General features: G+C 35.8%; 15 protein-coding genes and 2 pseudogenes. 4 read left to right on the forward strand and 13 right to left on the reverse strand.

What is annotated here, in order from left to right; translation table 11 throughout:
• Positions 1-9: 9 nt before the first annotated feature.
• The 5 genes and pseudogenes from HXT40_RS03385 to HXT40_RS03405 all read right to left on the reverse strand — a co-directional run bounded on the left by HXT40_RS03385 (position 10) and on the right by HXT40_RS03405 (position 4,680).
• On the reverse strand, positions 10-393 hold the full coding sequence (locus tag HXT40_RS03385) for a recombinase family protein (protein WP_410310404.1): 384 nt from the start codon (positions 391-393) through the stop codon (positions 10-12).
• A 527-nt stretch (positions 394-920) separates the two neighbouring features.
• Positions 921-2,207 (reverse strand): hypothetical protein, encoded by a 1,287-nt coding sequence (locus HXT40_RS03390; RefSeq protein WP_410310405.1) that lies wholly within the window; start codon positions 2,205-2,207, stop codon positions 921-923.
• Between the two features lie 318 nt (positions 2,208-2,525).
• Positions 2,526-2,747: pseudogene (locus HXT40_RS03395) on the reverse strand (recombinase family protein); the annotation flags it as partial.
• A gap of 431 nt (positions 2,748-3,178) precedes the next feature.
• A pseudogene (locus tag HXT40_RS03400) lies at positions 3,179-4,104 on the reverse strand (hypothetical protein).
• A 9-nt stretch (positions 4,105-4,113) separates the two neighbouring features.
• A complete protein-coding gene (locus HXT40_RS03405) occupies positions 4,114-4,680 on the reverse strand; it encodes a hypothetical protein (protein WP_102703096.1) in 567 nt (188 codons plus the stop codon).
• A gap of 646 nt (positions 4,681-5,326) precedes the next feature.
• On the opposite strand from HXT40_RS03405, the gene HXT40_RS03410 reads away from it, so the two are divergent.
• The 3 genes from HXT40_RS03410 (at position 5,327) to HXT40_RS03420 (ending at position 6,187) form a co-directional block, all read left to right on the forward strand.
• On the forward strand, positions 5,327-5,641 hold the full coding sequence (locus tag HXT40_RS03410; protein WP_102702983.1) for a hypothetical protein: 315 nt from the start codon (positions 5,327-5,329) through the stop codon (positions 5,639-5,641).
• 75 nt (positions 5,642-5,716) lie between these two features.
• A complete protein-coding gene (locus tag HXT40_RS03415; RefSeq protein ID WP_410310406.1) occupies positions 5,717-5,989 on the forward strand; it encodes a hypothetical protein in 273 nt (90 codons plus the stop codon).
• Positions 5,990-6,049: 60 nt separating this feature from the next.
• The gene (locus HXT40_RS03420) at positions 6,050-6,187 is read left to right on the forward strand and encodes a hypothetical protein (RefSeq protein WP_174182811.1); all 138 of its coding nucleotides are present in this window, start codon (positions 6,050-6,052) and stop codon (positions 6,185-6,187) included.
• A gap of 387 nt (positions 6,188-6,574) precedes the next feature.
• On the opposite strand, the gene HXT40_RS03425 is transcribed toward HXT40_RS03420, so the two are convergent.
• From HXT40_RS03425 to HXT40_RS03460, 8 genes are all read right to left on the reverse strand, one after another.
• Complete coding sequence (locus HXT40_RS03425) at positions 6,575-6,835, reverse strand: integrase (protein WP_410310407.1); 261 nt, start codon at positions 6,833-6,835, stop codon at positions 6,575-6,577.
• 141 nt (positions 6,836-6,976) lie between these two features.
• Positions 6,977-7,222 (reverse strand): DUF4357 domain-containing protein, encoded by a 246-nt coding sequence (locus HXT40_RS03430; RefSeq protein WP_410310408.1) that lies wholly within the window; start codon positions 7,220-7,222, stop codon positions 6,977-6,979.
• Positions 7,197-7,679, reverse strand: coding sequence for a GIY-YIG nuclease family protein (locus HXT40_RS03435; RefSeq protein ID WP_410310409.1), 483 nt, complete (start codon positions 7,677-7,679; stop codon positions 7,197-7,199). Before HXT40_RS03435 ends, HXT40_RS03430 begins: the two co-directional genes overlap by 26 nt.
• Entirely contained in the window at positions 7,621-7,872 is a 252-nt protein-coding gene (locus HXT40_RS03440; RefSeq protein ID WP_410310410.1) for a hypothetical protein, read from the reverse strand. Before HXT40_RS03440 ends, HXT40_RS03435 begins: the two co-directional genes overlap by 59 nt.
• 126 nt (positions 7,873-7,998) lie before the next feature.
• Positions 7,999-8,262 (reverse strand): hypothetical protein, encoded by a 264-nt coding sequence (locus tag HXT40_RS03445; protein ID WP_064623305.1) that lies wholly within the window; start codon positions 8,260-8,262, stop codon positions 7,999-8,001.
• A gap of 620 nt (positions 8,263-8,882) precedes the next feature.
• Positions 8,883-10,361: an Lsa family ABC-F type ribosomal protection protein gene (locus tag HXT40_RS03450; protein ID WP_004113321.1), complete on the reverse strand. Its 1,479-nt coding sequence runs from the start codon at positions 10,359-10,361 to the stop codon at positions 8,883-8,885.
• Between the two features lie 107 nt (positions 10,362-10,468).
• The gene (locus HXT40_RS03455; protein WP_004114737.1) at positions 10,469-10,753 is read right to left on the reverse strand and encodes a hypothetical protein; all 285 of its coding nucleotides are present in this window, start codon (positions 10,751-10,753) and stop codon (positions 10,469-10,471) included.
• A 91-nt stretch (positions 10,754-10,844) separates the two neighbouring features.
• Positions 10,845-11,438 (reverse strand): DUF4097 family beta strand repeat-containing protein, encoded by a 594-nt coding sequence (locus HXT40_RS03460; protein ID WP_004114736.1) that lies wholly within the window; start codon positions 11,436-11,438, stop codon positions 10,845-10,847.
• Positions 11,439-11,868: 430 nt separating this feature from the next.
• Between HXT40_RS03460 and HXT40_RS03465 the strand changes: the two genes are divergently transcribed.
• Positions 11,869-12,009 carry a type IIL restriction-modification enzyme MmeI gene (locus HXT40_RS03465; protein ID WP_004111528.1) on the forward strand — a complete coding sequence of 47 codons (141 nt, stop codon included), beginning with the start codon at positions 11,869-11,871 and terminating at the stop codon, positions 12,007-12,009.
• Positions 12,010-12,164: the final 155 nt, after the last annotated feature.

The raw sequence follows: 12,164 nt of genomic DNA on the forward strand, positions 1-12,164 counted from the left end.
TAGGTTTTCTTATTCAAAGATAATTCTTGCACAGGCTTGTTTTATTACTTTTAATACTTCTAAAGCATCTACTGTATCACGACCAAAACGACTCACACTTTTAGTAAGAATAATATCAAGATTACCTTTCTCACACTCATCAATCATTCGATTAAACTCGTTTCTTGAAGATCCAACCTTAGCTGAAGCAACATCAAGAAAAATATCAGCAACAAACCAAGTCATGTGAGAAGCAGCAAGACGAGTAAGACCAGACACTTGAGTCGAAAGACTATCCAGCTGCTCTTTACGATTCGTACTCACACGAGCATAAATACCTACAGCATAATCCTTAACAACCCGCTTAGGTTTGATGACTATCACATCACTATTTAGCTCATCTATCTTATCCATAGCCATCTCTCCTTATTTTTAGACTAACGAAACTTAGATTTCTTCTCCATGATAATTAGCCTAAACCTTATTTTCCCACTTCACCAGCTGGGTGCAAAGTGGCGAATCGACTTGCATGAGCGATTAAATATAATTCGCGAATGCACTTCGATTCGCTGAGCTTGCTCAAAGTTGAAAGCACAGTGTGCTTTCAACGCGAGCGAAGTACGTTAACATCCTGTGCACGCGACCCTAGAACGTTGATATCTTCCCTCAAACAGCCAAAATACGTTCAAAAACCGAGCAAAGCCAGCTTAAATCCACCACAGGCTAAACCCTTTAACGATAACTCTCACTAAACCCTGCTACACAAGGGCAAACTTGCACTCACCTAATCAGCCCTAGACATCAATACGACACTCTCAACATGCGTCGGGTTATAACTATGGATTGAATTTGATATGTTGTGTAGGTGGTTTAGATGCCACAAATTACTGATACTATTTTTCTACATTTAAACTCATCATTTACACAACTTAAACATGTTGCTATTTTATTAACGCATTCACATTATTTATAAATTGATTCATGTTTTCCACAGCAATTTTTATTAATTCAGTTCTTTTATAATAACAATCTTCAAATACATAATATACTTTATTATTAATAACTTCTAATTTTATTCTACCATGTGCTATTGCATTTCTTATCTTATGTAGAATATATATAGTGTTTCCAAACTTTTCATCCCTACTTCTAATAGTACCATCTGATATTTTCTTTTTAACAAACAATGCCATTTGTGAACTATCATATTCAAAGTCATCTACGTTTAAAACAGAATATTTTATCGATTCTAGGTCAGTATCTTCCAACCTCAATGAAAAATTAATAATATATATAATTTTAAAGAACCATCGGAATTCTATCCATGAATCACTGTCTTCTTTTAATTCATCAATACTTTTCAATATTCGATCGATCATCTTAGCTTTTTTTGAATCTATAGCAATTTTATAATCTATGATTCTATCATTCAACTGAATTAGGTGAGTTAAAAAATTTGAAAATTCGGTTTCTATATCATAGATGCTTTTGACAAAATATCCTAGCTCATTCTTTGTAATATCTTTACCTAGATATTTATGTAACATTTCACAATACTTCGTTAATTCTTTTTTTGTAATTTCCGTTTTAGTAATTTCAAAGCAATCCTCATTATTAACTAAAAATTCTTTTAAAGCTTGAAATTCTCCACTCGAAAAGACCTTATTATTCATAGGATGTAGCTGATTATCAAGAGTATATTTTCGCTTTCCTTTATATTTAACTTCCATAAAATATGAAAGTTCTTCACTTAATTTAATATAGGTATGTTTGTAGGCAATAGATTTTGTCATTTGATTTAAGTATAGTTTTCCTATTAATTCATGACAAAGTGGTTCTATAACCAATCCCTTGCTTTTTAAAATCCCCTTATCTTTATTGAATGCAAAATAATATGGAATTGGGCCGTTCTCTCCATAACTCATAAAACATCCGTACTGCATATGTGCAAATGAATTTCTTAAAATTTTTCTACTATCCCATAATGACTTAGGTTTATATTTTAATTCTGATTCATTAAACTCATAATAAAACGTGTCATCAACAGTTATTTCAAATCTGTCTTCAATTTCTTTAATCGTTTCTCCATATTTATTCTTAATACTAGCAATATAATTTTTAGGATCAAAAGTATCTTTTAAATAATCTTTTTCTAATTTTTCTTTGTTAAATAACATCACACAAGAATCTAAAAAAATTCGAAATCTGAATAAATCTACTAAATTCATATCTATTTTGTTTGTGCAAATATCCTGCTTAATTTTATCGATATCAAAATTATGTTTATAATAATCCTCATATTTTTTTATTTGTATCACATTATTCAAAAAATAATTAGTCAATATTTGTACCCCCCGACCAACTTTTAATTTGTTATATATTATACATGCTCATCACTTATACTATACAAAAAAGAGATACACAGAACTATGTAAAGAAGGCAATCCTACATAGGTCTATGACTCTCTTACTTTTTAATATTGATAACTTGCCCTGTTTTCAGCTTTAACTCTAAACTAGCATCTTTTGCTCGTACTTCATCAACTAGCATCCATCGTATTGATGTTTTCCTTTTCAAAGTAAATAGCAACTTGTTTAGCCTTTAGCTCACGAGCGTATTGTAAGCAATCTAAAGTATTTCTGGCAAAGCGTGAAATAGATTTAGTAATCACTAGATTTATATACCTTGCTTTACACTCTTCAATCATTCGATTAAACTCTCGCCGATTCTTCATGTTAGTCCCAGAAATACCTTCATCTGCATAAATATCTACTAAGTATATAGAATTAATTAGTAACGTTCATATGCTGTCCCTTTCACGGGAATTCTTACAGCAAAAACTAGGACTTTTTTGGACTTCTATTGTAATTACTTTTATAGTTACTTCTGCATAAACCACCCTGGGTGCACTTTTTAACGTTAACATCCTGTGCACTCAACCCTAGAACGTTGATATCTTCCCTCAAACAGCCAAAATACGTTCAAAAACCGAGCAAAGCCAGCTTAAATCCACCACAGGCTAAACCCTTTAACGATAACTCTCGCTAAGCCCTGCTACACAAAGGCAAATTTGCACCCACCTAATCAGACCTTGACATCAATACAACGCTTTTGACGTGCGTAGAGTTTTTTGCTTAAAAGAGAAGAAAACAGTCTTATAAAATCTTATGCGTCTACTGCAGTTCTTCTCCATGGGTGCTACTTGATAACGAGAACAATATCGGTAAGCACAATACCAACAACTACGCTTACCCACACTAAGCTCGGTGTAAGCAGCCAAGCGAGAACACCAAAGATTAGCAGTCGAAGCAGCACAACAATAACTAAGAAAGGCCAACTTTTTGTTAGGCATTTCTGTTGATCAGCCTTCAATGCGCCCATCATAACCATAACCGCAGCTGCCGCGCAAGAAAATAGCATATTGCCCAAGAATATGACGAGTAGCGTTCGCCAGCCGAAGATAGTGTTCAGCATCCACCATTGCAGCATCAATGCAAGTAAAAATGTGACAACATCGTATACTGCTTCAATCAGCATATTCGCAACGATTAACGAGGAAAATGTTAAAGACACACCTTTAGGAGTGCCTGTTTTACCCGCGCTCGCATGCTGTAATGCAATCATGTTGCTCACCTCGCGCGCTTTACGCGCTCTTCTTCAAGCATTTGAACGCCAAGCTCAACAGCTTTCTGTGAAGCTTCCTGTAATTGCGCATCCGTCATACCTGACTTCCAAGGCTTTTCAAAAACAAACAGCAACACACTAGTAACCGCTGCGCCAATAATAATGCTAAGCAACGCGATATCGGAAACAAGCAATAAAGCAATACCAGAAGTCACCAGCAGCCTGAGCACAAAATCGATGATTCCGATGAGCAAATCACCAGACCTGTCATCTGGTCTACGATGCCTGTCCCACTGCAGATACGCTGTGCTTAGCAGCGAAAACACCACAACACTCAGCGCGAGTATGACCACAGTTTCCCAACCTAGTACGCGGTGCCCTACGAACTGTTGTACGAGCAGCGCAATAATAAGCGTGCAAATACCAGCAACAGTTTCTGTAATCACATGACCCCAAAAAGCATGCTTGAAAAGCACTGGCCTTACATTCATCTCACTCATCATCTAACCCTAGGAAAGGCAATTACGAGTAATTGGCTCGATACCGAGAATACTTTCCAAAAACTTAGCTCCATCAGAACCAAGATGAGCTAGAAGCTCTCCTCGCTTAAATGCTTTCCAGATAGCCGACACAGTTCCATATATTTGCTTCGCTCGCTTCAGCCAACCAAGTGCCTTAGCAATAGGCACACCATATTGAAATACAAATGAAGCTATCGCTAATGCACATCCGACCCAATTAACCATCGGTGCATAATGTCCAAACATAGAAACCCTATTCCTACGCATCAGTGACTTAAACGTTAAGCCATGCAATGCTGCATTTAAGCGTGCTTCATAATTTGAAGTTGTACGTGGATTAGCATACTGCAAATCAGCAGGCACTGATTCAAATGCACGGATCAACGCATCCAAGTCTGCATCTGTCATAGTTGTAGTAGAAGATAGGCTACCAGCAGCATATGTGAAGTTACCGCGCTCTGTCAATGTGTTAGCGGAAGACACTTCAGCTGAACACAATACTAGTGAGACACTAACAATCGGTACAGATAACATTTTCATTGCTTTACGCATCATTCTCTCTCCTCAAAAATCAGAAAACCCGAATTGATCCGCATTGTTAAGATGCGCGTCGGGTACTGTTATTTGCGTATGCTACACCAATGAGAGTATTTTATTAAATATTGCAAACTAAAACAAATTTTTCTTTCTAACAAGATTATTTAGTCTTACACTCACTTTCACAAACACAAATAAATGTCAGAACGAAAACGCTACAACAGGCTGCAGGCACAGTAGAAATCATCAAAACGCTATTGCGATTCAGTGAGATTTGCAAAGAAGCGCTACTGATTCTGTATGGATTGAGAGAACTCCTAGTATATCTACACTTTTTTGAGTGCACACTATGAATAGTGGGTGCACTTTTTAACGATAGGGAGGGCTATCGTTAAAAAGTTTAAGATTAGCTTGATAACTTGATTTTTAGGCATCACGAAACAGTCCATAATAAACAGGATGTATATTGAAATCGACTCTAAGAAAATAAGCATAAATTTATAAAAATCAGATTAAGCTCAAGACGCAGTTCCGAACAAAAGATGTTTAATGTTAGACTTTATATTGTATTCGAACTTAATGTTCATTATCTTATTTGTGAAGATAGAAACAACCATTGTTACTACTCTCGCGTAGAAAGATGCAGAATTAGGTAGGGTAAATTATGACTTGGAATTATGCAGAGTTTTCAAAGGAAGCCAAAAATGCAGGCGGACCCGAAAAATTCGTAGATAAGACTTTTAACCTCGGAAAAGATGAGGGGCATAAGAAAATGCTTCCTTATATTGGCGGAGCACTAGCAATTGGTGCTATTGGCAGTGCCTGCATCATGAAACTAATTCAGTATTTCAAAGAAAAATCAGACTCACCTGCCGAATTAGAAGCTGCTAAGCAGGAAATAATCCAAGGAATCAATGAATACAATGACTCCCATCCACAAGAGACCGTTATCAAAGACGCAACAGAAGAAAATTCATAGATTCTAAAATAGCAATTCTCTGATACGACTGAAATGATTATATTCGTATTCACTATAAGTTTTTATCACGGAGGAATGAAAATGAAACATGTGTTTAAAGCCACAAAAATTGGCTGGGATAAAGAACAAGATGGCGTATGGTTTGACGCTGATTATTACACCAAGGAAGAAGCCGAAGCAGAATTCAAGCCATATCAGGGAACAACACAAAGAGGATATCCTTATACCGGATACGAATATGATGGCGTAAAATATCATGATTTCACATACCTTGGCGAATATGAAAATGACAACATACCCAAAAATGATGATGATTATTTTGAACATATAAAGAAAAAATCCAAATAAAGAGATTCTGTATTTGAGAGGCTCTTTATGCAAATCAACAAAATTAATTAAGGGAAAAATATGACCAGGGAAGAACTAAAAAAACAGATTGATGAGTTAATGCGTCAATATGACAATGAAGAAATCGATGGAAATACTTACGCGCGAAAGATGATGGAATTAACCACATCTTTGAGTGGTAAAATTAGCGAATATTAAAAACGAACCTACTGCTTAATTGAATATAGCGGTATTAGATGTTCCATCACTCATAAAACAAGCAAGGCTTATGATTATCAGCATTTAACGATATTCATAGACCTTGCTTACATAAAACCAAATTTCATGATTTCTACTCCAATCTTAGCTATTCAAGAACAGGCATATTTGTTGCAGAAATTACGAAATTGAATACACAGATCCAAAGATGAGCATTACTCTCGAAAATTGTATTCTATTCTTTCCGAACGCAGAAGCATAATACGATATTTAATAAACATTATTGTAGAAACCACAATATTTCATACCATATTCCCGAACATCATAAGTGACTGATATCACTCATTTAGAGCACATAAGAAATAGCTAAAAATGAGCTCTAAGAAGTTACACACTTTCAATATTCACACTAATCTCTGATTTAAAAGTTATACTGAACTTGTCCTCGTAAACTTTTATTTTCTTGATGTACTTTCTTACCAGCTTCTCGTCATATTCAGTAAGCTCGTGACGCTCATTTTTCAGAAAATCTTCCATTTCTCTGATTCGTCTTTTAGCATCTTCTTGACCTGCTTTTTCTATAAGAATCTGCTGTTTCTTAACTTTCAGTTCATCAATCTCATCAGCAGTTTTCGTATACAGTCTCATCACGTGTTGAATACAATGAAACCTTAGCTTTGAACTCTGAAACTATTTATAGGAATCCTAAATAGCTTGGAATTCTGAAACCTTTTTAGGCATCAAAAAAGACGGTATTACTACCGCCTTAATTATTTACACATAACGCTTTTAGATTCCCATTTCTTCTAAATCTTTAAGCGATTTGCCATCTTCCGTTTTCCAGTCGGTCTTACCGTTTGTTGTCATTCCTAAAACAAATGAAGCGGCATAAGATGGACTCTTAAATAAATAATTCTTGGTGAGCTCACCGTCTTTAATTTCGTTATTTTGTTTGCACCGCTGTCTTAGCTCTTTTATGGTATCTGGGATAGCATCAGAATCTGTTTCTTCAATCTGGCTTCTTGCTAATACCACAAATCCCTCGTTCGTTCGTTCGTTTGCAATGTGCTTCTATGGTTTTATGCGATCGCTTAATCTTTCGAGAAAGACTTAATAACAGTTCATTATCATCTTGCTCTTCAACTACAGATACTTGCGTTTTTACTAAAGGTACAAAAATCTTATAGCCTAAAACACCAAGCATCATCTTAAACTGCTCAACATAAACCTCCAACTCCGCCTCTTTTTCTTCCGTCACATTACCAGGGTTAGGATCATTACCATTCCTTACTTTGTAACGATCAGTATCAATAGCAAGGTTAGTAAATTTGTTTTCAAGATAACTTATTTCCGTTGGGCCCCAAGAATTATCACTAGTCGTAAACATAACCGCTTCACTAAAGTAAAAATCGTCTTTTAGGTGTTCATTAACTCTAAAAAAGAACACCTTCACCGTTTTTTCTGATGCCAGCTTGTCCGATGTATACTTCATCCTCGTCATTGTCATTCTTGCCAAACAAAAAATAAACGCCACACTGCTTGAGTTGCTTTCTATCCTTACATTTATCTAGATAAGTTCTAGGAACTTTATAAGCTAAACCACTCCAACTAGGAAGCGTGCATTTAATACGCCCTGTAACCTCGCCGTCCATTAAAAATAGGTTAAAAGTTTTACTATTACTCATAGGAAATTCTCTCCATCGATACTCAACTAATCCTATTATACTCAACATGTAACTCTTTTAACAGAAAAAGTACGTCAGAGACTTGCTGATGTGCTTTTATTTTGCCTTGTAACATTTACTATAAGCTTAACACTTTAGTTCTGTTTTGTTCCCATAAAGGAAAGTAAACTCAACCTTTCCATCGTGACGCACGGTTAGATAGTCAACCATGCTCAGCCAGACGTTTTCATCGAACACAGTTAACAAATCCTGCTTTTTCAAATCCTCGATAAAATATTCAACCTCATCACGTCTTGCTTGCTTATCAACAATGATAGCTTTTACTTCTTTAAGCCTTGATTCTACAGTATTAAACCTGTTCACTAGACTCGTATATTTTTTCTCCCACATATGATAGAGTACATTTCCTTCTGCATAAATTTTTCCCACTTCACCAGCTGGGTGCAAAGTGGCGAATCGACTTGCATGGGCGCTTTGACAGAGCTTGAAATTGCATAACGCATTTCAAGCTCCTTCAAAGCGTGATTTGGCATGTAAAGTCCAGTGGACTTTACATGCCAAATCAGCCGAACGGCTACTAATAGCCGTGAGGAATAACATAATTCGCGAATGCACTTCGATTCGCTGAGCTTGCTCAAAGTTGAAAGCACAGTGTGCTTTCAACGCAAGCGAAGTACGTTAACATCCTGTGCACTCGACCCCAGAGCGTTGATATCTTCCCTCATACAGCCAAACTGCGCTCAAAAATCACGAGAACACAGCTTAAAGCCATCGTATACCAAACCTTTTAACGATAGCCCTCGCTAAACCCTGCTACACAAAGGCAAAAATGCACCCACCTATTAAGCCCTTGACATCAATACGACAGTCTCACATGTTTCAAGACTACCCTGATGATAACCATGCATCAAAAAAGAGCCTTAACGTTCGTTGCAGGAAAGAAGCTGACAAGGGGAATGTCGTATGATGATAAAAGTCTAAGGCACTACAAACTGGGATTTGGATTTTACTTAAAATTGTATTATTTTATTAGCGATATCTTCTACAAATCGCTTATCGTGTTCCACAAATATGAGTGTAGGCTTTGCTTCTTTTATAATTTCCTCAATCTGTATTCTTGATATTACATCTATATAATTCAGTGGTTCGTCCCAAACAAATATATGAGCTGGCTTTGAGAAACTTACAGCAATTAAAACTTTCTTTTTTTGTCCATCACTATAATTCTTCATATCCATTTCAAATAATTCTCTTGAAAAATCTAATTTTCTTAGAATTGTTTTACACAATGTTTCATCAACATCTTGCTTGTGAATATATTCATTTAGGCTACCTGTTAAATTAGATGTGTCTTGAGGAATATACGAGATTTTTAAATTACCTGCTAATTTTATCTCACCTGTATACTCGTGATTTATACCTAATAAAATTTTAATCAAGGTTGATTTTCCGCTACCATTACCCCCATATATAGCCACTATGTCGCCTTGCTTTATCTCGAAACTTACATTATTTAGGATCTGTCTCTCTCCATAGCATGATGATAAATTGCTAACCGATATTAGAGGATTTTTATGATGATGTAATGGATGCAATAATAGACTTTCCTTTGTTTCGATATCTTTTAGTAAACTCTGTTTTTCTTCTATTGCCTTGTTTTGTCTATTCTCCAAATTCTTAGATTTTTTCATCATCTTGGCTGATTGATGACCTATATGTCCTTTGTCTGGTTTTACACCTGATACTTTTACACCATTTTTAGTATTTTCAATTTTATCAGACCAAATTTGACTTTGTCTTGCAGACTCTTTTAATCGTTTAATATCTTTTCTTAATCTCTCATTTTGACTAATTTCAAATTGGTCTTTCATCACTTTGTTTTCATACCATGATGTAAAATTTCCCGATTGGACATCAATAGAATTCCTGTTAATAGAAATAACATGATTGATACAACCATCTAAAAAATCTCTATCATGAGATATAAGCAAAAATCCTTTTTTACTTTTCAGATATTCACTTACAATTTTTCTTCCGTCCATATCTAAATGGTTTGTTGGTTCATCAATAAGTAAAAAGCCATCTTCTCTTGTAAACAAAATAGCTAAAAGGATTTTTGTTTGTTCCCCTTTAGAAAGCGTTTCAAACTCTCTGTAAACAAGGTTCTCATCTACATTTAGCAAACTGAGTTCTCTAAATAACTTCCATTCTTCATCATCTGATATTAGTTCTTTATATAACTCAATTCCTAATTTTGAAGTATCGCTTATATTTGGTGGAAATTTAATAAATTCAACATCCTTGCTTATTTTACCTTGATAAGTTTCTTGATTTAAAAGTAACTTAAATAGAGTTGATTTACCGATTCCATTTCTTCCTATCAATCCCGTTTTCCAGTTTGTATCAAAGGAAAACGATACATTTTTAAATATGGGTTTTACATATCCATAATATGAGAAAGTGAGGTTTTCAATTTTAATTACTGACATAAAACGCCTCCCTAAATTATCATTTACCGCCCGGGTGCAAAGTGTGTGCACCTTTTAACGTTTAGTTTTTCATGTATTACTACGGTTATCACTGCTTTGCTTTTCAGTCATTTCAATTCTCGATTAGGTAATTTTCCAGTTCTCAAAGCGACAGTAACAAACTCAACCTCTTGCAAGCACTTCTCGCAAAGTTCATAACCTTCATTGAAGTTCACTCTTGACCTAAATGTGCTAGCAATGAATTCGCATGGTGAGGTGATCCTTTCAACTACACCGCACCGTTCGCACTCAGCATACACATTCCCATCCTTAATCGGAATAAACATACCATGATCTTTCTCATTTCCCATGACGCTAACATCTTCGAAATCATCAAATTTTACATAGAGCATATACGGCTTCCTCCTTTATCGGTATGTCTATATACGCTCTAATTCCAACTTATATCAAGTTTTATTGCTTCTTTTTTGATCTATATGTCTGCTACTTCGCAATAGCTTTCCCATTAAGACAGTGCACCATGTAATGCGCAAATCCATCGTTTTTACAATTTACCTTCTTCTTATCTGAAACCTCGGTGACACCATTCTCACAATCTACTTCAAGGCTTGCATCCTTGGTGATTGTTCCTTCTAAAATACTCATGCCATTTAACGTATCAAGCGTACAAACATGAGTTACTTCTACGTTTGTTGCTGAAGCCAACCCATTATAACATTTAAGAAAGACATCATCCGCCTTCAAATTAACAACTTCTACCTTGCCATTGTTCACTTCTACATAAAGCTTACCAATCTCAATATCCGTGATGAGCACTTGATTAGAATCAGATTCAACCTCACAAACTTCCACATCATGTGGCAAACTCACAACAATTTCAGGCATACCCTGAGTAAACCACCTCAACCAATTCGAAGCTGAGACTTTTTTAGTTTGAATAAGCCTTATAACATTTTGCGCTTCCTCAACCCTCAATATATCTTGTTCACAGTTAACAAAGCTCACGCCAAAGGTATCAGCACGTTTCACCGTTAAACGAACATCTTTCGTCTCTGCAATAAACTTCTTATTATCCATTCCTTAAGCACCTCCTCGTGCACATACTAATAATCAGGTTTCATTTTACCTTTTGAGCTATATTTTCCCACTTCACAGCCTGGGTGCAAAGTGTGTGCACTTTTTAACGTTAACATCCTGTGCACTCGACCCTAGAGCGTTGATATCTTCCCTCATACAGCCAAATCGCACTCAAACATCACGAGAACACAGCCTAAAGCTGCTTCGCATTAAACCTTTTAACGATAGCCCTCGCTAAGCCTTGCTACATAAGGGCAAAAATGCACCCACCTAATCAGCCCTAGACATCAATACGACACTCTCGACGTGATGAGTGTTGGGATATATAACACAGAAAGCAATAGTTTCAGAGTATAAAAGCAAACAGTTTCAGAGTACGAAAGCAAACAGTTTCAGAGTATCCAAGAGTTAAGAAACTAGACCGACCTACATGCCTCCAGATTTGCGCAAAGCTCACAACGAGCTAGATAAAATAGTAGATGTTGCTTTTGGTGCTACAAAGCCTTGCACTAATAACGACGAGCGCCTAGAAATTCTCTTCAAATCCTATATTCACATGACTAAGGAATGAATTTAATATAAACAAACCCACAAAACTAAAAACAAATCTGTAGTTTCTACAAGTCAGGATTTATATTAAGAAGTGTTGATTGCTGTTAGCAGAGGGTCACAAGTTTTGTGTGACCTTCTAGCATATTCATTCTTCTGAAACAATACGCAGTTGAA

The organism is Gardnerella sp. DNF01180P, from assembly GCF_049244205.1.
GTDB classification, from domain to species: Bacteria; Actinomycetota; Actinomycetes; order Actinomycetales; family Bifidobacteriaceae; genus Bifidobacterium; species Bifidobacterium swidsinskii.